The 20,868-nt window shown below is 58.3% G+C and carries 16 protein-coding genes; 11 read left to right on the top strand and 5 right to left on the bottom strand.

Annotated elements, in window-relative coordinates:
- The 6 genes from AB6V08_RS07885 (at position 1) to fhuB (ending at position 9,683) form a co-directional block, all read left to right on the top strand.
- Positions 1-2,484, top strand: coding sequence for a fimbria/pilus outer membrane usher protein (locus AB6V08_RS07885; RefSeq protein ID WP_368542164.1), 2,484 nt, complete (start codon positions 1-3; stop codon positions 2,482-2,484).
- 18 nt (positions 2,485-2,502) lie between these two features.
- Positions 2,503-3,504: a fimbrial protein gene (locus tag AB6V08_RS07880; protein WP_368542163.1), complete on the top strand. Its 1,002-nt coding sequence runs from the start codon at positions 2,503-2,505 to the stop codon at positions 3,502-3,504.
- Positions 3,505-3,720: 216 nt separating this feature from the next.
- Positions 3,721-5,970, top strand: a complete 2,250-nt coding sequence (gene fhuA / locus AB6V08_RS07875) for a ferrichrome porin FhuA (RefSeq protein WP_368542162.1) — start codon at positions 3,721-3,723, stop codon at positions 5,968-5,970.
- 49 nt (positions 5,971-6,019) lie between these two features.
- Positions 6,020-6,817, top strand: coding sequence for a Fe3+-hydroxamate ABC transporter ATP-binding protein FhuC (gene fhuC, locus AB6V08_RS07870; protein ID WP_368542161.1), 798 nt, complete (start codon positions 6,020-6,022; stop codon positions 6,815-6,817).
- 8 nt (positions 6,818-6,825) lie between these two features.
- Positions 6,826-7,704 (top strand): Fe(3+)-hydroxamate ABC transporter substrate-binding protein FhuD, encoded by an 879-nt coding sequence (fhuD, locus tag AB6V08_RS07865; RefSeq protein ID WP_439649863.1) that lies wholly within the window; start codon positions 6,826-6,828, stop codon positions 7,702-7,704.
- A complete protein-coding gene (gene fhuB / locus AB6V08_RS07860; protein ID WP_368542160.1) occupies positions 7,701-9,683 on the top strand; it encodes a Fe(3+)-hydroxamate ABC transporter permease FhuB in 1,983 nt (660 codons plus the stop codon). The genes fhuD and fhuB overlap by 4 nt, the downstream gene beginning before the upstream one ends.
- Before the next feature lie 429 nt (positions 9,684-10,112).
- Here the strand turns inward: fhuB and hemL are convergent, their stop codons facing one another.
- Positions 10,113-11,393, bottom strand: coding sequence for a glutamate-1-semialdehyde 2,1-aminomutase (hemL, locus tag AB6V08_RS07855; protein WP_368542159.1), 1,281 nt, complete (start codon positions 11,391-11,393; stop codon positions 10,113-10,115).
- A gap of 166 nt (positions 11,394-11,559) precedes the next feature.
- Between hemL and clcA the strand changes: the two genes are divergently transcribed.
- Both clcA and erpA read left to right on the top strand, forming a co-directional pair.
- Positions 11,560-12,960, top strand: coding sequence for a H(+)/Cl(-) exchange transporter ClcA (clcA, locus tag AB6V08_RS07850; RefSeq protein ID WP_368542158.1), 1,401 nt, complete (start codon positions 11,560-11,562; stop codon positions 12,958-12,960).
- 79 nt (positions 12,961-13,039) lie between these two features.
- Complete coding sequence (erpA, locus tag AB6V08_RS07845) at positions 13,040-13,387, top strand: iron-sulfur cluster insertion protein ErpA (protein WP_368542157.1); 348 nt, start codon at positions 13,040-13,042, stop codon at positions 13,385-13,387.
- Positions 13,388-13,459: 72 nt separating this feature from the next.
- Here erpA and AB6V08_RS07840 read toward each other — a convergent pair whose 3' ends face one another.
- From AB6V08_RS07840 to mtnN, 3 genes are read right to left on the bottom strand one after another with little or no spacing between them, the layout of a single operon-like run.
- The gene (locus AB6V08_RS07840) at positions 13,460-14,083 is read right to left on the bottom strand and encodes a TRIC cation channel family protein (RefSeq protein ID WP_368542156.1); all 624 of its coding nucleotides are present in this window, start codon (positions 14,081-14,083) and stop codon (positions 13,460-13,462) included.
- Between the two features lie 41 nt (positions 14,084-14,124).
- A complete protein-coding gene (gene btuF / locus AB6V08_RS07835; protein WP_368542155.1) occupies positions 14,125-14,925 on the bottom strand; it encodes a vitamin B12 ABC transporter substrate-binding protein BtuF in 801 nt (266 codons plus the stop codon).
- A complete protein-coding gene (gene mtnN, locus AB6V08_RS07830; RefSeq protein ID WP_368542154.1) occupies positions 14,918-15,616 on the bottom strand; it encodes a 5'-methylthioadenosine/S-adenosylhomocysteine nucleosidase in 699 nt (232 codons plus the stop codon). The genes btuF and mtnN overlap by 8 nt, the downstream gene beginning before the upstream one ends.
- An 82-nt stretch (positions 15,617-15,698) precedes the next feature.
- On the opposite strand from mtnN, the gene dgt reads away from it, so the two are divergent.
- The 3 genes from dgt to cdaR all read left to right on the top strand — a co-directional run bounded on the left by dgt (position 15,699) and on the right by cdaR (position 20,100).
- Positions 15,699-17,213: a dGTPase gene (dgt, locus tag AB6V08_RS07825; protein WP_368542153.1), complete on the top strand. Its 1,515-nt coding sequence runs from the start codon at positions 15,699-15,701 to the stop codon at positions 17,211-17,213.
- Between the two features lie 131 nt (positions 17,214-17,344).
- A complete protein-coding gene (gene degP, locus AB6V08_RS07820; RefSeq protein WP_368542152.1) occupies positions 17,345-18,790 on the top strand; it encodes a serine endoprotease DegP in 1,446 nt (481 codons plus the stop codon).
- Positions 18,791-18,942: 152 nt separating this feature from the next.
- Entirely contained in the window at positions 18,943-20,100 is a 1,158-nt protein-coding gene (cdaR, locus tag AB6V08_RS07815) for a DNA-binding transcriptional regulator CdaR (RefSeq protein WP_014068966.1), read from the top strand.
- Between the two features lie 138 nt (positions 20,101-20,238).
- Here the strand turns inward: cdaR and AB6V08_RS07810 are convergent, their stop codons facing one another.
- Positions 20,239-20,625 (bottom strand): DUF3461 family protein, encoded by a 387-nt coding sequence (locus AB6V08_RS07810; RefSeq protein ID WP_014168696.1) that lies wholly within the window; start codon positions 20,623-20,625, stop codon positions 20,239-20,241.
- Positions 20,626-20,868: the final 243 nt, after the last annotated feature.

Raw genomic sequence — 20,868 nt, 5'->3', positions numbered from 1 at the left:
ATGCTTCCAATCATAACCAAACGCCCCTTTAACATCAGGGCGCTCACCCTGGCGATATGGGCCGCGGTGTGTCCGGTGTATGCGGATGATTATTTCAATATTAGTGCGCTTGAAACGGAAACCCCGCTCGAAAATTCAGGGGCGCTGGAAGCCTATCTTCGGAGCAATGGCCTGACGCCGGGCGATTACCTCACGGCTATCGTCTGGAACCATGACCTCATTGATAAACGCAACGTCACCTATCTTCTGTCCAAAGACGGAAAGACGCTGATCCCGCAATTCACCAAAGCGGATCTGCGGGAGCTGGGCGCTAAGGTTGACGCGATGCCGGGGATCAAAGATCTCGAAGACGATGCGCTGGTGGGCGATATCAGCCGCTACATTCCGGAGGCTAAATTTATCTTTAGCCCGGAAAGCCATGTGCTGCAGGTCCACATTCCGCAGATCTATCGCAATAGCCATATTTCGGGTGAAACCTCGCCTAAAAACTGGGACGACGGCATCCCCGCGCTCTGGGCGAGTTACTATTTTTCCGGAAGCCGCCAGCAGAATAACAGCAGCACCAGCACTTCGAACTGGGCGAGCGTGAACTCCGGGCTCAACGTTGGCCCGTGGCGATTGAAAAACGCCAGCAACTGGGATCAAACGCAGGGCTGGGAATCCATCAGCACCACGCTGGAACGCGACCTGAAAAGCTTGCGCAGCCAGCTCGCCATCGGCCAGACCTACACCAACGGCGAGCTGTTCGACAGCGTGCAGATGACGGGCGTTAAGATGGAAACGGATACCGGGATGCTGCCGAGCAGCCTTCAGGGGTTTGCGCCCGTCGTTCGCGGCATCGCGGCCAGCGACGCCAAAGTCATTGTGAAGCAGAACGGCTACACCATTTACCAGACCAACGTCTCACCGGGCCCGTTTGAAATTCACGACCTTTCTCAGGTTACCGCGGGTGCGGATCTGGAAGTGACGGTTCAGGAGGCCAACGGCGCTGAGCAGCATTTTATTCAGGCAAGCTCCTCGGTGCCGATCATGCTGCGTGAAGACGCGTACAAATACAGCCTGTCTGGCGGTCAGTATCGCGGCGTGAATGCGGCTGAAGAGCCGGAGTTCGGCCAGGGCACGTTGATATACGGTTTGCCGTACGGCATGACGGTGTACGGCGGCCTGCAGGGGGCGTCCATGTATCAGGCCGGTCTGATTGGTTTGGGTGCCGATCTGCGTGATTTTGGCTCGTTGTCGATGGACTTAACGGCGGCGAAAACCACCCTCAACGACGACCGCGACGTTGCCAACGGACAATCCTGGCGCGCGCAGTACGCGAAAGATTTCCCGGCGACGGATACAACCGTTACCCTGGCAAGCTACCGTTACTCGACGGCGGGCTTTTACACCTTCCAGGAAGCGCTGGATCAGCGCAGCAACCGCTATGATGACGATGATTTTTACAACTATCGCGGTAAAAACAACCGCCGCAGCCGCTTCCAGCTCAACCTTTCTCAGTCGCTGGACGTGCTGGGTTCGATCTATGCCAACGCCTATCAGCAGGACTACTGGGGGCTGAAAGGCCACGAGCGCAGCATCAGTTTTGGCTACAGCAGCAGCTGGAACAACATCAACTGGTCGGTGAATTACAACTTGACCAAAACGCCGTTCATGGATGATGACCAGCAGGTGTCGCTGACCATTAACGTTCCGCTGTCGCGCTGGCTGACGAACGCCTGGGCGACCTACACGGTGACAGATGTCAAAAAGAGCGGAACATCGCACCAGGCGGGCATTAGCGGAACGCTGCTGGAAGATAACAATCTCAGCTACAACCTTCAGCAGACCTATATGGGCAACGACGAAGGAAACGGCGGTTATCTCTCGTCGCGCTATCGCGCTTCCGCCGGGGAAGTCAGCGCCAGCTACAGCTATCAAAAAGACAGTAAGCAGTGGGGATATAGCGCTCAGGGTTCAATTGTGGCGCATCCGCACGGCGTCACCCTGGGGCAGGCGGTTCAAAACGCCTTCGGGATCGTCCACATCAAGGATGGCGATAACGTAAAAGTGCAGAACACCCAGGGCGTGTATACCGACTACTGGGGCAACGCGGTGGTGCCGTCGCTGACCTCCTATCGCCGCAACAGCATCACGGTAAATACCCGCGGGCGTGCAGAGATCGATATCCACGACGCCTCGGCGTCCGTTATTCCAACCAAAGGCGCGGTGGTGGCGGCTGATTTCACCGCGCGTTCCGGTAAACGCGCGCTCGTCACCTTAACGCGCCCGCAGGGGATGGTGCCGTTTGGCGCGATCTTAAGCATGGACGGCGTGACGAACATCGTGGGCGAAGAGGGTGAAGTGTACCTCACCGGGCTTAAAGGGACTCAGGCGTTCCGCGTGCAGTGGGGCGAAACGCCGGAAACGCAGTGCGCGGGCAAGATCTCAGTACCGGAAAACGCCAAAGCCGGGCTGCTTCATATGACCGCCAGCTGCCAGTAACTCAAGGAGGAGTTAAGCGTGAAATCCAGATTCTTTATTATTCTCAAACTCGTGGGCGTGATGGCCGCAAGCCTGCTGGCGCAGCCGGCCTGGGCATCATGCAGTTTTAACAGCGGGAGCAGCATCGGTAAGATGAATTTTACCATCCCGTCACTGAGCCTCCCGCAGGATGTCATCGTGGGTACCGTGCTGTATACCGGGCAAATGAGCTCCGCTACCGTAAAGGTGACCTGCAATGCGACGGGGCCGATATATCAGGGGTATACCGGGGGGATTAGCGATGCCGATCTGGTTTCAGATAACCCGCTGTCGGGCGTTTACGCGACGAGTGTTCCAGGGATCGGGATACGCGCGACATGGGTAAACACCGGCACGGCGAGCTTCGATTCGGGATACATCAAGCCGTGGAGCAAAGGATCGTCAACGGTAAGCCATAGCGCGGGTACCTATACCCTGAATTTCAACGCGATTTTTCAGGTTGTGGTGACCGGGCCTATTGCCGCGGGAACGCTTTATGCCACCGAGCTGGTTGCAAAGTGGCAGTATGACAACCTGCTCGTCGCCGAGCTGACCTTTACCAACGCGAAGATGGACGTCGTGTCCAACGCCTGCACGCTGGTAGAAAAAAACATCACCGTGCCGTTAAAAACGATCACCACGAATGCTTTCGTCAGCGCGTATTCACCGGTCGTTTCCGGCGATGAGTTTAAAATCGAGCTGGCAGACTGCGCGCCTGGTTTAATCGTCGATTTCAGATTTACCTCTGCGGGCTCAAACACCGTGACGAAAAACAACATCCTCAGTATCCAGGATGGAGAAAATGCGGCAAAAGGCGTCGGGATTCAGATAATTGGCAGCAGCGGCAACGTCGTTGATTTCGATAAGCACTATTACGCCAATATGAAAACGGTCGGGAAGCAGTCTATCACCATCCCGCTAAAGGCGCGGTACATCATGCTTGATTCCGTCCAGCCCGGCGAGGTGAAGGCGCTGGCAACGTTTGAAATCTATTATCGATGAATGAATAGGATGGCCTGGTTAACCAGGTCATTTCATCAGAACAACATAAATCCCAACTCTTTTAACCCCTTCTTTTCATCTGGTTGTTTCTTAAACCCTTATTTCCAGTAGGGGCGCATACTGCTTGCTATGCGTTCAGCGTTTCGCATATTATTCTGCGGTCATAATAATAATTCTCGTTTACGTTATCATTCAATTTTCCATCAGAGATACAACATGGCGCTTTCCAATACTGCTCAGCCAATTAACATGACGCTGCGAAAAATCGCGGTCGTCGTAGCCACAGCGGTTGCCGGCATGTCTGCATATGCACAGGCTGCCGAAACCCCGAAAAAAGAAGAAACCATCACCGTTACTGCCGCCCCCGCGCCGCAGGAAAGTGCCTGGGGCCCGGCGGCAACGATTGCTGCTCGTCAGTCTGCTACCGGCACCAAAACGGATACCCCTATTCAAAAGGTTCCGCAGTCTATTTCCGTCGTGACGGCAGAAGAGATGGCGCTGCACCAGCCGCGTTCCGTTAAAGAAGCCCTGAGCTATACGCCGGGTGTTGCGGTCGGCACCCGCGGTGCGTCCAATACCTATGATTACCTGGTGATCCGCGGCTTTGCCGCCGATGGTCAGAGCCAGAACAACTACCTCGACGGTATGAAGATGCAGGGCAACTTCTATAACGACGCGGTAATTGACCCTTATATGCTGGAGCGCGCCGAAATCATGCGCGGCCCGGTTTCCGTGCTGTACGGAAAAAGCAGCCCAGGCGGTTTGCTGAACATGGTCAGCAAGCGCCCGACAACCGAGCCGCTGAAAGAAGTCCAGTTCAAGATGGGCACCGACAGCCTGTTCCAGACCGGCTTTGACTTCAGCGATGCCATCGATGACGACGGCGTTTACTCCTATCGCTTAACCGGCGTTGCGCGTTCCAACAATTCGCAGCAGCAGGACAAAGGCGAGCAGCGCTATGCCATCGCGCCGTCATTCTCCTGGCGCCCGGATGACAAAACCAACTTCACCTTCCTCTCTTACTTCCAGAACGAGCCTGAAACCGGCTACTACGGCTGGCTGCCGAAAGAGGGGACGGTCGATCCGCTGCCGAACGGCGATCGTCTGCCAACCGACTTCAACGAAGGCGCGAAGAACAACACCTATTCCCGCAATCAGAAAATGGTGGGATACAGCTTCGACCACGCGTTCAACGACACCTTCACGGTGCGTCAGAACCTGCGCTTTGCGGAGAATAAAACCTCCCAGAACAGCGTTTACGGCTATGGCGTCTGTTCCGACCCAGCAAACGTCTACAGCAAGCAGTGTGCGGCGCTAGCGCCTGCGGACAAAGGCCGCTATCTGGCGCGTAAATACGTTGTCGATGACGAAAAACTGCAAAACTTCACCGTGGATACACAGCTGCAGAGCACGTTTGCCACCGGCGAAGTGGACCACGTCCTGCTGACCGGCGTTGACTTCATGCGCATGCGTAACGACATCAACTCCTGGTTCGGCTACGACGACTCTGTACCGCTGCTGGATCTCTACCATCCGGTGAACGGCAACTTCGATTTCGGCTCGAAAGATCCGGCAACTTCCGGCGCGTATCAGGTTCTGAACCGTCAGAAGCAAACCGGTCTGTACGTTCAGGATCAGGCGCAGTGGGACAAAGTGCTGGTCACCCTGGGCGGTCGCTACGACTGGGCGGATCAGGAATCCTTCAACCGCGTAACGGGGTCAACCTCTAAGCGTGATGACACCCAGTTCACCTGGCGCGGCGGCGTTAACTACCTGTTTGATAACGGCGTAACCCCGTACTTCAGCTACAGCGAATCCTTCGAACCGGCATCGCAGACCGATGCGCAGGGCAAGCTGTTTGCACCGTCTAAAGGCAAACAGTACGAAGCGGGCGTGAAATATGTGCCGAACGATCGTCCGATCGTTATCACCGGTGCGGTCTACCAGCTGACCAAAACCAACAACCTGATGGGCGATCCTGCGGGTTCCTTCTTCTCGGTTGAAGGCGGCGAAATTCGCTCGCGCGGCGTAGAGCTGGAAGCGAAAGCGGCGCTCTCTGCGAGCGTTAACGTGGTGGGTTCTTATACCTACACCGACGCGCAGTACACCACCGACACCAACTACAAAGGCAACACGCCAGCGCAGGTGCCAAAACACATGGCATCCGTCTGGGGCGACTACACGCTGTTTGATGGCGCGCTCTCCGGCCTGACGCTGGGTACCGGCGTGCGTTACACTGGCTCCAGCTACGGCGACCCGGCGAACTCCTTCAAAGTGGGCAGCTACACGGTTGTGGACGCACTGGTTCGATACGATCTGGCGCGCGTTGGCATGGCAGGCTCGAACGTGGCGCTGCACGTGAACAACCTGTTCGATCGTGAATATGTTGCCAGCTGCTTTAACACCTACGGATGCTTCTGGGGTGCTGAGCGTCAGGTTGTAGCGACAGCAACCTTCCGCTTCTAACTCTCTTTGGGCACGGTTTTCGTGCCCTTTTTTCACTAAGTTGGCTGATATGCAGGACAATAAATCGCAATCTGACACCACCTTTACGCTCAACAACCTCTCTTTTCGCGTACCCGGGCGCACCCTGCTGCACCCGCTCTCTCTGACGTTCCCCGCAGGCAAAGTCACTGGCCTTATTGGCCACAACGGTTCCGGTAAATCAACGCTTCTCAAAATGCTTGGCCGCCATCAGCCCCCTTCAGAAGGGGATATTTTGCTGGACGGGCAGCCCCTTGAGAGCTGGAACAGTAAAGCCTTTGCCCGCAAAGTGGCCTATTTGCCGCAGCAGCTGCCGCAGGCGGAAGGGATGACGGTGCGCGAGCTGGTGGCGATTGGGCGCTATCCGTGGCACGGAGCGCTCGGGCGTTTTGGCGTCGCCGACCGTGAAAAAGTAGAGGAAGCCATTTCGCTGGTGGGACTAAAACCGCTGGCCCATCGCCTGGTCGATAGCCTGTCCGGCGGCGAGCGTCAGCGGGCGTGGATTGCGATGCTGGTGGCGCAGGACAGCCGCTGTCTGCTGCTCGACGAGCCCACCTCCGCGCTGGATATCGCCCATCAGGTTGACGTTCTGGCGCTGATCCACCGCTTAAGCCAGCAGCGCGGCCTGACGGTGATCGCCGTTCTGCATGACATCAATATGGCGGCCCGCTACTGCGACTATCTGGTGGCGCTGCGCGGCGGCGAGACGATCGCCCAGGGCACGCCGTCCGAGCTGATGCGCAGTGAAACGCTGGAACATATCTACGGTATTCCAATGGGGATCTTGCCTCACCCTGCCGGGGCTGCACCGGTGAGCTTTGTGTACTGATGGAACGCATGATGATGAGCCGCCGTCGCTTGCTGACGGCGCTGGCGCTTTCGCCACTCCTGTTAAAAATGCGCCCCGCGCGCGCGGCGGCCATCGATCCGCACCGCATTGTGGCGCTGGAGTGGCTGCCCGTTGAGCTAATGCTGGCGCTGGGCGTCACGCCCTACGGCGTGGCCGATATCCCGAACTACAACCTGTGGGTGAACGAGCCAAAGCTGCCCGCGTCGGTTATCGACATCGGCCTGCGCACCGAGCCCAACCTCGAGCTGCTCACCCAGATGAAGCCGTCATTCCTGTTCTGGTCCGCGGGCTATGGCCCCTCGGAGGAGACAATGGCGCGCATCGCGCCCGGGCGCGGATTTTCCTTTAGCGACGGCAAAAAGCCGCTGACGATGGCGCGCAGCTCAATTAACGAAATGGCGCAGTTTTTGAATAAAGAGGCGGCGGCGAAACGCCACCTCGACGACTTTGATGCCCTGATTGACTCCCTCAAGCCGCGCTTCGCAAGCCGTGGCGACCGTCCGCTGCTGATGGTCACGCTGCTGGATGCCCGACACGTGCTGGTCTTTGGTCACAACTGCCTGTTCCAGGAAGTGCTGGATAGCTTTGGCATCCGCAATGCCTGGGAAGGGGAGATGACCTTCTGGGGCAGCACCGCCGTGGGCATTGACCGCCTGGCGGCCTTCCGCGATGTGGACGTGCTCTGTTTCGATCACGGCAACGAGCGCGAAATGCAAACCCTGATGGCGACGCCGCTCTGGCAGGCGATGCCGTTCGTGCGCGAGCAGCGCTTCCAGCGCGTGCCGGCGGTATGGTTCTACGGGGCGACCCTGTCAGCCATGCACTTCGCCCGGGTGCTGGACGGCGCGCTGGGAGGTAAAGCATGAGCACGCGTATCGCCCGTTTCCCGGCGCTCTTGCTGACGCTTATTTTCCTCGTTGCCCTGACGCTGACCTGGTTCAACCTGTCGACGGCGCTGCCGCGCGGGCAGTGGGGCGCGGCGCTGGCTACGCCGGATATCGATAACATCCAGCAAATGCTGTTCCACTACAGCCTGCTGCCGCGGCTGGCGATTTCCCTGCTGGTCGGGGCCGGATTAGGGCTGGTGGGCGTGCTGTTCCAGCAGGTTCTGCGTAACCCGCTGGCGGAGCCGACCACGCTCGGCGTCGCGACCGGCGCGCAGCTTGGGATCACCATCACCACGCTGTGGGCGCTGCCCGGGGCGTTAACCTCGCAGTTCGCCGCCCTTGCCGGGGCGTGCGTGGTGGGGGCGCTGGTGTTTGGCGTCGCGTGGGGTAAGCGCCTCTCGCCGGTAACGCTGATCCTCGCCGGGCTGGTGGTGAGCCTCTACTGCGGCGCCATCAACCAGCTGCTGGTGCTGTTCCATCACGATCAGCTGCAAAGCATGTTCCTGTGGAGCACCGGAACGCTCACCCAGACCGACTGGAGCATCGTGCAGCGCCTGTGGCCGCAGCTGGTTGGCGGCGTGGTGCTGACGCTGCTGCTCCTGCGTCCGTTGACACTCATGGGGCTGGACGACGGCGTGGCGCGCAACCTCGGGCTGGCGCTCTCCCTTGCGCGTCTGGCGGCGCTGACGCTGGCGATTGTGCTCAGCGCTCTGCTGGTGAACGCGGTGGGGATCATTGGCTTTATCGGCCTGTTCGCGCCGCTGCTGGCGAAAATGCTCGGCGCGCGCCGCCTGCTGGCGCGTCTGATGCTCGCGCCGCTGATCGGGGCGCTGATCCTTTGGCTGTCGGATCAAATCATTCTCTGGCTCTCAAGAGTGTGGATGGAAGTCTCCACCGGCTCGGTGACGGCGCTGATCGGCGCACCGCTGCTGCTGTGGCTGCTGCCGCGCCTGCGCAGCATGAGCGCCCCGGCGATGGACGCGGGCGATAAGGTCTATGCCGAGCGTCGGTCGGTGCTGTGGTTTAGCCTGGCCGGACTTGCGGTGCTGATTATTGCCTCCTTCGCGGCGCTCTCGCTCGGGCGTGACGCCCAGGGCTGGCACTGGGCGAGCGGGGATCTGCTCAATGAACTGATGCAGTGGCGCTGGCCGCGCATTTCGTCGGCGCTGATCGCGGGCGTGATGCTGGCGGTGGCGGGCTGCATTATCCAGCGCTTAACCGGTAACCCGATGGCAAGCCCGGAAGTGCTGGGGATCAGCTCCGGCGCGGCGTTCGGCGTGGTGCTGATGCTGTTCCTGGTGCCGGGCAACGCCTTTGGCTGGCTGATGCCTGCCGGGAGTATCGGCGCGGCCGTCACGCTGCTGATTATCATGATTGCCGCCGGGCGCGGCGGGTTCTCGCCGCACCGAATGCTGCTCGCGGGGATGGCGCTCAGCACCGCCTTCACCATGCTGCTGATGATGCTGCAGGCCAGCGGCGATCCGCGCATGGCGCAGATCCTCACCTGGATCTCCGGCTCCACCTACGGGGCGACGGCCAGCCAGGTGATGCATACCGGCGTGGCGATGCTCGTGCTGCTGGCGATTGTGCCGCTGTGCCGCCGCTGGATGACCATTCTGCCGCTCGGGGGCGAAACCGCGCGCGCGGTGGGCATTGCGCTGACGCCCGCGCGTATCGGGCTGCTGCTGCTGGCGGCGTGTCTGACCGCCACGGCGACGATGACCATCGGGCCGCTGAGCTTTGTCGGGCTGATGGCGCCGCATATCGCCAGAATGATGGGCTTTCGCAGGACGATGCCGCACATCGTGATGTCGGCGCTAACGGGGGGGCTAATGCTGGTCTTTGCGGACTGGTGTGGACGGATGATCCTGTTCCCGTACCAGATCCCGGCGGGGCTGCTGTCGACGTTTATCGGCGCGCCGTATTTTGTTTATTTGTTGAGGAAGCAGAGTCGCTAGCACTGACTCCCGCTGGGGAGAAGGTATGGGTGAGGGGAACATACGGCTGTGGAGGTCATTCCGTTCACCTTACGTTCCCTGCTTCTCTGTCACCACACTACCTGTGAACGTGTCAGGGAGGCTCACCGCCGCCTCCCTGACCACCCTGGCTCCCGGCAAGAAAATCGTCGCTTCGCGATGCCCTCAGCTTATTCCTTCAGGCTTTCGGGTCGGGCACCAGCCTGCATCCCTGCAGGCTATGCCCTCTCGGCGCGTCCCTGCGCCTCGCCCCGGCCTTACGGAAACGCTTCGGCGATTTTCGGCCGGAACAGGGAGTCGCTTCAGGATTATCTTTTATGCAGGCAATGGGATCGCGTTAGTAACGCTTCGCGCGATCGGTTCCCTCTCCCTGTGGGAGAGGGGTAGGGTGAGGGCATCAAGCCGCACGTTTTAAAGCTTCGCAAACACCTTACGCGCCGCGTCAATGGTATTGTTGATATCTTCTTTGCTGTGCGCCACGGACATAAAGCCCGCTTCGAACGCCGACGGTGCCAGGTAAACGCCTTCTTCCAGCATCAGGTGGAAGAAACGCTTGAAGCGCTCAACGTCGCACTTCACCACGTCCTGATAGCAGGTCACGGTTTTCGCATCGGTGAAGAAAATCCCGAACATCCCGCCAACGTGGTTCACCACCAGAGGAATTCCGGTTTCTTCTGCGGCTTTCAGCAGGCCATGCGCCAGCTGCGCGGTCAGGTCGGACAGGGTTTCGTGAATGCCCGGCTGAGAAACCTCGGTCAGACAGGCGAAGCCCGCCGCCATCGCAATCGGGTTACCGGAGAGCGTACCCGCCTGGTAAACCGGGCCGGTAGGTGCCAGGGCTTCCATCACCTCTTTGCGGCCGCCAAACGCGCCAACCGGCATCCCGCCGCCGATGATTTTGCCCAGACAGGTCAGATCCGGTTCGACGTCGTAGTAGGACTGCGCGCCCGCCAGGGCTACGCGGAAGCCGGTCATCACTTCATCGATGATCAGCAGTGCGCCGAACTCGTCGCACAGGGCGCGCAGGCCCGGCAGGAAGTCAGGCTGCGGTGGAATGCAGTTCATGTTGCCCGCGACCGGCTCAACGATGATGCAGGCAATCTCCTGCGGATACTGCTCGAAGGCTTCACGAACGGTATTCAGATCGTTATAGGTGCAGGTCAGGGTGTGCTTCGCGAAGTCGGCAGGCACGCCCGGCGAGTTCGGCTGGCCGAGGGTCAGCGCGCCGGAGCCGGCTTTCACCAGCAGGCAGTCGGCGTGGCCGTGGTAACAGCCTTCAAATTTGATGATTTTATCGCGCCCGGTAAAGCCGCGCGCCAGACGGATTGCGCTCATGGTGGCTTCCGTACCGGAGTTCACCATACGCACCATGTCCATCGTCGGCACCAGTTCGGTCACCAGCTCGGCCATTTTCACTTCCATCTCGGTTGGCGCACCGAAGCTCAGGCCGCGCTGAGCGGCTTCGATCACCGCATTGCGGATAGAAGGATGGTTATGACCCAGCACCATCGGGCCCCAGGAGCCGACATAATCGATATAGGCTTTGCCATCGACATCATACAGATACGCGCCGTCAGCACGTTCGATAAACAGCGGCGTGCCGCCAACGCCGGTAAAGGCGCGAACCGGTGAGTTCACACCACCCGGAATAAGCTCGCGGGCTGCACTGTAGAGGTTTTCAGACTTGCTCATGGCATCGTTCCTGGTTCGTATAAAATGATTAAGCGCACTATTCTAAGTGATTCGCGAAATTTTGCCCCACTAATGCATAAACAATTGTTAAGGATTTTTCAGGGGACGCGATGGCGCACTCTGGTAAAATCCCCACGGAAATTTGTATGACGAAAAAGAACAGATGATGAAAGCAGAACCCTCCTCTTTTGAAGAACAACAGTTTACGCGCGCGCGGCACCGCATCAGCATCCGCCGACTGCTCAATCGCGATAAGACCCCGCTGGCTATTTTGCTGGCGGCGGCGGTGGTCGGGACGGTGGCCGGGCTGGTGGGCGTGGCGTTTGAAAAAGCGGTGAATGCGGTGCTCAACTGGCGTATCGGTACGGTGGCCGGTTTTGCCGATAAACCCTGGCTGGTGTGGGTCGCGGCCTTTGGCCTGTCGGCGCTGTTTGCGATGGTCGGCTATTTTCTGGTGCGCAAATTCGCGCCGGAGGCGGGCGGCTCGGGGATCCCTGAAATCGAAGGGGCGCTTGAAGAGCTGCGTCCGGTTCGCTGGTGGCGCGTGATCCCGGTGAAATTCATCGGCGGCATGGGCACGCTCGGCGCGGGGATGGTGCTGGGACGCGAGGGGCCAACGGTGCAGCTCGGCGGCAACGTCGGGCGGATGATTGGCGATCTGTTCCGGATGCGCAGCGCCGAGGCGCGCCACACCCTGCTGGCGACCGGTGCCGCCGCCGGGCTTTCTGCGGCGTTCAACGCGCCGCTGGCGGGCATCCTGTTTATCATCGAGGAGATGCGCGCCCAGTTTCGTTACAACCTGATCTCGATAAAAGCGGTGTTTACCGGCGTCATTATGTCGAGCATCGTTTTTCGCGTTTTTAACGGCGAAGAGGCGGTAATCGAGGTCGGGAAGCTGACCAACGCGCCGGTGAATACGCTGTGGCTTTATCTGATCCTCGGGATGATTTTTGGCGTGGTCGGCCCGCTGTTCAATACGCTGATCATCCGCGCCCAGGATATGTTCCAGCGCGTTCACGGCGGCAACACGACGAAGTGGGTGCTGATGGGCGGCCTGCTCGGCGGGATGTGCGGCGTGCTGGGCTTTATTGAGCCTAACGCCGCGGGCGGCGGCTTCGGGCTGATCCCGATTGCCGCGGCGGGCAATTTCAGCATGGGCCTGCTGCTGTTTATGTTTATCTCCCGGGTCGTGACGACGGTGCTGTGCTTCTCCTCCGGCGCGCCGGGCGGGATTTTCGCGCCGATGCTGGCGCTCGGGACGCTGCTCGGGACGGCATTTGGCATGGCCGCCGAAGTCAGTTTCCCGGCGTATCACCTTGATGCCGGGACGTTTGCGATCGCGGGAATGGGGGCGCTGCTGGCGGCTTCTCTGCGCGCGCCGCTGACAGGGATCGTGCTGGTTCTGGAAATGACCGACAATTACCAGCTCATTTTGCCAATGATCATTACCTGCCTCGGCGCGACACTATTAGCCCAATTCCTGGGTGGAAAACCGCTATACTCCACCATCCTTGCACGCACCCTGGGCAAGCTTGAGGCCGAGCGCGCCCTCAAGCAGAATACTTGAATGAATTACCAGGGTATTAGATAATGACAAGAAGAATTGGGCGATTTTTACCCAACAGCAGTATTCATGGGAGCATAAGATGAGTGATGACGTAGTAGCTGTGCCGCTCGAGTTTACCGAAGCCGCAGCCAATAAAGTGAAAACCCTGATTGCCGACGAAGACAATCCCGATCTGAAACTGCGCGTCTATATTACGGGCGGCGGTTGCAGCGGCTTCCAGTATGGCTTCACCTTTGACGACCAGGTGAACGATGGCGATATGACTATCGAGAAACAGGGCGTTGCGCTGGTGGTTGACCCGATGAGCCTGCAGTATCTGGTGGGCGGTTCGGTTGACTACAGCGAAGGTCTGGAAGGTTCGCGCTTTGTGGTGACCAACCCTAACGCGACAAGCACCTGCGGGTGCGGCTCTTCGTTCAGTATTTAAGATGTGCGGGCTGACGCCCTCGCACCGGCCGAAAAGACTCAAAACGGTAACCGCAAGGTTACCGTTTTGCTTTTACCTGCCATTTTCATCCAGCGCAAACGTCGGCAGCTTAAGATGCCAGCGTATCGCCGCTAAACGTATCCCCAGCGTCACCACCATGCCCAGCATGGCGGATGTTTCCAGCGGAATAGCAAAGGTGTAATACGCCGTGGCATGAACAATGCCGCCAGCGATACAGGCCGTCGCGTAGATTTCCGTTCGCAGGATCATCGGCACTTCACGCGCCAGAATATCGCGAATAATCCCGCCGCCCACGCCGGTTAACACGCCCATGCAGATAGCCACCATCGGGCCCGTCCCTGCGTTGAAGGCTTTGTTCACCCCGATACCGACAAACACCGCCAGGCCGACGGCGTCCAGCACCGGCAGCACCCACTTGGGCAGCCTGCGCGGCTGGCGCACCAGCACGATGGTTAACATACAGGTGACCATCGCCACCACCAGGTCGGTGGGATCTTTGACCCAAAACACCGGGCCATGCGCCAGCGCCATATCGCGGATCGTGCCTCCGCCAACGGCGGTCACCACGCCCAATACCAGAACGCCGAACGGATCCATGCGCAGTTTTCCGGCGAGCAGAACGCCGGAGATAGCAAAAACGGCTGTGCCAAGAATATCCAGCCAATATACGAGCATCGTGAAATCCTCGAACTACGGGTCTATGTTAATTGTCTTTGTTAATGGCTCTGCGCCAGTGCCGCACAGAGCTGTTTTGCGGCGAGGATAATACGCGGGCCGGCACGTTCAAACCAGTCGCCGTTGAGCGGTATTACCTGAATTTTGAGTTGACCCTGCCAGAATTTTTCAACTTTAGGAATCTCGCTCGCATTTCCCGTTACCACAATGGCCTGGGGCTGGCGAGCCAGAACCTGTTCGCGGCTAACCTGGGGCCAGGGCACCCGGCTGGCGGCAAAGATGTTTTCTCCGCCGCACACTTCAAGCACCTGATTCTGAATAGAGCCCTGTCCGGTGGTAAACAGCGGCTGGCTGCCGAACTGCAAAAACACGCGCTTTTTGGTCGGGGTATCGTATTTCGCTTTCAGCGCCGCATAGTCGTTGAGCATATTCTGCGCCGCCCGTTCAGCCTGTTGCGGCGTTGGGCTGTAGGGCGCTAAATCGCGAAGCGCCTGGGCGACCTGCTCGATGCTTACGGCGTCAATCCACATGACGTTGATGCCGAGCGAGGTCAGCTGGTTAACCTGCCGCTCCGCGTTGCCGCCGCGCCAGGCTAACACCACGTCAGGCCTCAGCGCCACGATGCGTTCGAGGTTCATCCCTTGCCAGGTCGACACCTCTTCGATGCCTGCGGCCTGCGGGGGATAATCGGAAAAACTGCTCACGCCAACGGGGGTGATCCCGGCGGCAAAGGCCAGCTCGGTATTGGCGGGGGAGAGGGTGATAACACGCGGCACGGCGTAAAGCCATGCCGGTGCCAGCAGAAGCAGGGCGGCAAGCGCCCTCCGGAAGTGCTTACCCACGTGCCAGTTTCTGCACCAGGGTTTCTACCATCACGGTAGACTGTTTTGCCGCCACGGCCAGGAACTCGTCAAAGCTCAGGTGCGACTGCTGGTCGGCCACGTCAGAGATGGCGCGAACCACCACGAACGGCACCTGGAAGTTATGGCAAACGTGCGCAATCGCGGTCGCTTCCATTTCCACGGCAACAGCCTGCGGGAAGTTATGACGGATTTTCGCCAGGCCGACGGAACCGTTGATGAAGGCGTCGCCACTGACGATCAGGCCGCGCACGGCGTTGAGGTTCAGCTCGGCGATGCAGCTTTCTGCCGCCGCAACCAGCTTGTCGTCCGCCTTAAAGCCCGCCGGGCAGCCCGGAAGCTGACCGTATTCGTAACCAAACGCGGTCACGTCGGCATCGTGATAACGCGCTTCGTCGGAAACCACGATATCGCCCACTTTCAGCGTCGGTGCCAGACCGCCCGCAGAGCCCGTGTTGATGATCACGTCCGGCTTGCAGCGTTCGAGCAACAGCGTTGCGCCCAGCGCAGCCGCAACTTTACCGATGCCTGATTTCAGCAGAGCCACGTCGACACCGTTCAGCTGGCCGGTATAGATTTCACAGCCACCAAGAGAGAGGGTCTGACGGTTCTCAATTTTGTCACGCAGCAGCGTAACTTCTTCTTCCATTGCACCAATAATGCCGATTTTCATAGATTTACTCGCGATGTGCCTTGTTAAGATGCATAGTCTATCATGCGCATAAGGGGAAACGCATTCTCAGGCGGGAGAGCACATGGCACCAATCGATTTTCGCACCAAGATTAACTGGCAGCGCCGTTTTCGTTCTCCACAGGGAGAAAAAAGTGAACATGAGATCCTGCGTATTTTCGAAAGCGATCGCGGGCGCATCATTAACTCACCGGCGATCCGCCGTTTGCAGCAAAAAACCCAGGTTTTCCCGCTGGAGCGTAACGCAGCGGTCCGCACGCGTTTAACCCACTCAATGGAAGTTCAGCAGGTCGGGCGCTACATTGCCAAAGAGATTTTAAGCCGCCTGAAAGAGCAGCGCCTGCTCGAAACCTACGGCCTTGACGAGCTGACCGGCCCGTTTGAAAGCATCGTTGAGATGGCCTGCCTGATGCACGACATCGGCAATCCGCCGTTTGGGCATTTCGGCGAGGCGGCGATTAACGACTGGTTCAAGCAGCGCCTTTTCCCTTCGGATGCCATCAGCCAGCCGCTGAGCGACGATCGCTGTACCGTGCGGGATTTACGTCTGCGCGAAGGCGAGGAGGCGCTAAACGAACTGCGGCGCAAGGTTCGTCAGGATCTTTGCCACTTCGAAGGCAACGCGCAGGGCATTCGCATGGTGCACACCCTGATGCGCATGAACCTGACGTGGGCGCAGGTCGGCTGCATTCTGAAATATACGCGACCGGCGTGGTGGATGGGCGAACCGCCCGCATCGCACAATTATTTAATGAAAAAGCCGGGCTATTATTTATCCGAAGAAGTTTATATTGAAAGGCTACGTAAAGAACTTTCTCTGACCCCGCACGGCCGCTTCCCGCTCACCTGGATAATGGAAGCCGCCGACGATATTTCCTATTGCGTGGCCGATCTCGAAGACGCCGTTGAAAAAAGAATATTCAGCGTAGAAGAACTTTATCAGCATCTTTATGAGGCCTGGGGAAAACACGAAAAAGGGTCGCTGTTTGCCCAGGTTGTCGAAAACGCGTGGGAGAAATCGCGCTCAAATACCCTCAGCCGCAGCACCGAAGATCAGTTCTTTATGTATTTGCGGGTCAACACCTTAAATAAGCTGGTGCCCTACGCGGCCTCGCGCTTTATTGATAACCTGCCGATGATTTTCAGCGGGGAATTCAACCACGCCCTGCTGGAAGATGACAGCGACTTTAGCCAACTGCTTGAGCTCTATAAGAATGTCGCTGTGCGTCACGTCTTCAGCCACCCCGACGTGGAACAGCTGGAACTGCAAGGATATCGGGTGATAAGCGGCCTGCTGGAAATTTACCGCCCGCTGCTGCAATTATCCACGGACGAATTCAGCGAGCTGGTGGAAAAAGAGCGGGTGCGCCGCTTGCCGATTGAAACCCGCCTGTATCATAAGCTGTCGACCCGCCATCGCCTGGCTTACATAGAAGCGATTGGCAAGATTGACCGCCACGCTTTGCAGTGGCCGGTGCTGGAATATTATTATCGCTGCCGGCTTATTCAGGACTATATCAGCGGGATGACCGATCTCTATGCGTGGGATGAATACCGGAAGCTGATGGCGGTGGAATAAAGGGGGAGTTTTGTAAAGACGGCCAATAAATTTTTACTTTTTCCATAAACTTACTCCCGGAACTAAGCGGTATAAAACGAATCTGAGTAACACAGCAATTTTGCGTTATCTGTTAATCGAGATTAAGAAACATGAAAAAAACCACATTAGCAATGAGTGCACTGGCTCTGAGTTTAGGTTTAGCACTGTCTCCTGTGACTGCTACGGCAGCCGAGACCGCATCGTCAGCCGCAGCGGCGCAGCCGATGCCAAGCCTGGCACCGATGCTCGAAAAAGTGATGCCATCGGTGGTGAGTATTAACGTTGAAGGCAGCACGACGGTTAACACGCCGCGCATGCCGCGCAACTTCCAGCAGTTCTTCGGTGACAACTCGCCGTTCTGCCAGGATGGTTCACCGTTCCAGAGCTCACCGTTCTGTCAGGGCGGTGGCGCAGGTGATGACTCACAGGGCGGCGGTAACGGCGGCCAGCAGCAGAAGTTCATGGCGCTGGGTTCCGGCGTCATCATTGATGCCGCAAAAGGCTATGTCGTCACCAACAACCACGTTGTGGATAACGCCAACACGATTAAAGTCCAGCTGAGCGACGGCCGTAAATTCGACGCTAAAGTGGTGGGCAAAGATCCGCGCTCCGATATCGCGCTGATCCAAATCCAGGATCCGAAAAACCTGACGGCGATTAAAATTGCCGACTCCGACGCGCTGCGCGTTGGCGACTACACCGTGGCAATCGGTAACCCGTTCGGCCTGGGCGAAACCGTAACCTCCGGGATCGTCTCTGCGCTGGGCCGTAGCGGCCTGAACGCGGAAAACTACGAAAACTTCATCCAGACGGATGCCGCCATCAACCGCGGCAACTCCGGCGGTGCGCTGGTTAACCTGAACGGCGAGCTGATCGGTATTAACACCGCGATCCTGGCACCGGACGGCGGCAACATCGGTATCGGCTTTGCGATCCCAAGCAACATGGTGAAAAACCTGACCGCGCAGATGGTGCAGTACGGCCAGGTGAAACGCGGTGAGCTGGGTATTCTGGGGACGGAGCTGAACTCCGAGCTGGCGAAGGCGATGAAAGTTGACGCCCAGCGCGGCGCGTTCGTCAGCCAGGTGATGCCGAACTCGTCTGCGGCGAAAGCGGGCATCAAGGCGGGTGATGTCATCACCTCCCTGAACGGCAAGCCAATCAGCAGCTTCGCGGCGCTGCGTGCGGAAGTGGGTTCAATGCCGGTCGGCAGCAAAATTACCCTTGGCCTGCTGCGCGAAGGTAAGCCGGTCAACGTCAGCCTTGAACTGCAGCAGAGCAGCCAGAATCAGGTGGATTCCAGCTCTATCTTCAGCGGCATTGAAGGCGCAGAGATGAGCAACAAGGGCGCTGATAAAGGCGTGGTGGTGAACAACGTGAAAGCGAACTCACCGGCAGCCCGCATCGGCCTGAAAAAAGGCGACGTCATCATGGGTGCGAACCAGCAGCCGGTGAAAAACATCGCTGAACTGCGCAAAATTCTCGACAGCAAACCGTCCGTGCTGGCGCTGAATATCCAGCGCGGTGATTCCTCAATCTACCTGCTGATGCAGTAATCCCCTCAAACCCCCGCCCGGCAGCGAGCGGGGTTTTACTTTTCTGTGACCCTTTCCACAAGTCCATACTTCTCCCCCTGAGTTTGTGCATCTGCACAATGCGGCCGTGATTGAACTCCCCTATGCTTGAGCTCTGCTCACAGGAGGGTTACATGGCTGGCTGGCATCTTGATACCAAAATGGCGCAGGATATCGTGGCGCGCACCATGCGCATCATTGATACCAATATCAACGTAATGGATGCCCGCGGGCGCATTATTGGCAGCGGCGATCGCGAGCGCATTGGTGAATTGCACGAAGGGGCGCTGCTGGTGCTCTCCCAGGGGCGGGTGGTGGATATCGACGATGCGGTGGCCAAACACCTGCACGGCGTGCGTCAGGGCATCAACTTACCGCTGCGCCTCGAAGGGGAAATCGTCGGGGTGATCGGCCTGACCGGTGAGCCGGAGTCGCTGCGCAAGTACGGCGAGCTGGTGTGCATGACCGCCGAGATGATGCTGGAGCAGTCGCGCCTGATGCACCTGCTGGCGCAGGATAGCCGCCTGCGCGAAGAGCTGGTGATGAACCTGATTCAGGCGGAAGAACATACGCCTGCCCTGAGCGAGTGGGCGCAGCGTCTGGGGATCGATCTCAATCAGCCGCGCGTGGTGGCGGTGATTGAGGTGGACAGCGGCCAGCTTGGAGTCGACAGCGCGATGGCCGAGCTGCAGCAGCTGCAAAACGCGCTGGCCACGCCGGAGCGTAACAACCTGGTGGCCATTGTCTCGCTGACCGAAATGGTGGTGCTTAAACCGGCGCTAAACCAGTTTGGCCGCTGGGATGCGGAAGATCACCGTCGCCGGGTCGACCAGCTGATTGCGCGGATGAAAGAGAACGGCCAGCTGCGCTTTCGCGTTGCGCTCGGCAACTACTTTACCGGGCCGGGCAGCATCGCCCGTTCGTGGCGTACCGCCCGCACCACCATGATGGTGGGCAAACAGCGGATGCCGGAAAGCCGGAGCTATTTTTATCAGGATTTGATGTTGCCCGTGCTGCTCGACAGCCTGCGCGGCGGCTGGCAGGCCAACGAGCTGGCGCGCCCGCTGGTGCGCCTGAAGGCGATGGACAACAACGGCCTGCTGCGCCGCACCCTTCAGGCGTGGTTTCGCCATAACGTGCAGCCCCTGGCCACCTCGAAAGCGCTGTTTATACACCGCAACACGCTGGAGTATCGGCTTAACCGTATCTCTGAGCTGACCGGGCTGGACCTGGGGAATTTTGACGACAGGCTGCTGCTGTACGTGGCGCTTCAGTTAGACGAGCAGCGGTGAGGCTGTGTGCCGGGTGACGGCTTCGCCTTACCCGGCCTACAAGAACTTGATGAACAGCGATAGCTGAGTGCGGACTGGTGCTCTCACCGGAGAGAGCGCAAACACTAAAAACGGCAATCAAGGATTGCCGTTTTGCTTTTATTTCCGCGTTAACTTCTCAAGATCCGCTTCGATTTCGCTGATCTTGTTGGTGACAACGCTTTCCAGATGACGCAGGTCGTCAAGGATCTTACGTTTGAGATCGACCTCGGTACGATCGCGCTGGCAAATCTGATCGAGTTCGTCGATCACGTAGCGCAGGTTAGGGCTGATTTCCTGAACCTCTTTGTATCCCTGACCCACTCCGTCAGCGACCACGGTCTTACGCTGGCGTGGGTATTTAAACTTCACGCTTTTGGCGAAAAACTCTCCTTTGTCCTTGTGGAAATAGATTTTCAAAATATCGTTGTTCGCTTCCTGACGGAGGCTGTAACGATCAATTTCATCAGGATTGGTAATGCCCAGACTTTTCAGATTATCGTACATATCGGTACCCTTTATCTCAACATAACCTATGAATAATTAACGAAAAAATGTCTTACTGCCACCCTCAGATACAAAAAAAGCGGGGTCGATCCTGATTACGTCCAGACGGCAAATGACGGGGCTTGTGGAAATCAGAGAAAACCCTGAATACCTGTACTCAGTTTTCGCCCGTTTACCCCGGTCAGGGAGAAGTAATCTAACTCGTTTATTGTAGTTTTTAGTTACCTCGTCAAGAGGAAATCA

It is taken from the genome of Enterobacter soli (assembly GCF_964208575.1).
In the GTDB taxonomy this organism is placed as follows: Bacteria; Pseudomonadota; Gammaproteobacteria; order Enterobacterales; family Enterobacteriaceae; genus Enterobacter; species Enterobacter soli_A.
The sequence above is the reverse complement of the archived record's forward strand: the minus strand, read 5'-3'. Positions and strand labels throughout refer to the sequence as shown.

Bases quoted from the DNA above. Each gene is read 5' to 3' on its own strand.
- AB6V08_RS07885 (WP_368542164.1), top strand. From the start codon at position 1: ATGCTTCCAATCATAACCAAACGCCCCTTTAACATCAGGGCGCTCACC.
- fhuA (WP_368542162.1), top strand. From the start codon at position 3,721: ATGGCGCTTTCCAATACTGCTCAGCCAATTAACATGACGCTGCGAAAA.
- fhuC (WP_368542161.1), top strand. From the start codon at position 6,020: ATGCAGGACAATAAATCGCAATCTGACACCACCTTTACGCTCAACAAC.
- fhuD (WP_439649863.1), top strand. From the start codon at position 6,826: ATGATGATGAGCCGCCGTCGCTTGCTGACGGCGCTGGCGCTTTCGCCA.
- fhuB (WP_368542160.1), top strand. From the start codon at position 7,701: ATGAGCACGCGTATCGCCCGTTTCCCGGCGCTCTTGCTGACGCTTATT.
- hemL (WP_368542159.1), bottom strand. From the start codon at position 11,393: ATGAGCAAGTCTGAAAACCTCTACAGTGCAGCCCGCGAGCTTATTCCG.
- clcA (WP_368542158.1), top strand. From the start codon at position 11,560: ATGAAAGCAGAACCCTCCTCTTTTGAAGAACAACAGTTTACGCGCGCG.
- erpA (WP_368542157.1), top strand. From the start codon at position 13,040: ATGAGTGATGACGTAGTAGCTGTGCCGCTCGAGTTTACCGAAGCCGCA.
- AB6V08_RS07840 (WP_368542156.1), bottom strand. From the start codon at position 14,083: ATGCTCGTATATTGGCTGGATATTCTTGGCACAGCCGTTTTTGCTATC.
- mtnN (WP_368542154.1), bottom strand. From the start codon at position 15,616: ATGAAAATCGGCATTATTGGTGCAATGGAAGAAGAAGTTACGCTGCTG.
- dgt (WP_368542153.1), top strand. From the start codon at position 15,699: ATGGCACCAATCGATTTTCGCACCAAGATTAACTGGCAGCGCCGTTTT.
- degP (WP_368542152.1), top strand. From the start codon at position 17,345: ATGAAAAAAACCACATTAGCAATGAGTGCACTGGCTCTGAGTTTAGGT.
- cdaR (WP_014068966.1), top strand. From the start codon at position 18,943: ATGGCTGGCTGGCATCTTGATACCAAAATGGCGCAGGATATCGTGGCG.
- AB6V08_RS07810 (WP_014168696.1), bottom strand. From the start codon at position 20,625: ATGTACGATAATCTGAAAAGTCTGGGCATTACCAATCCTGATGAAATT.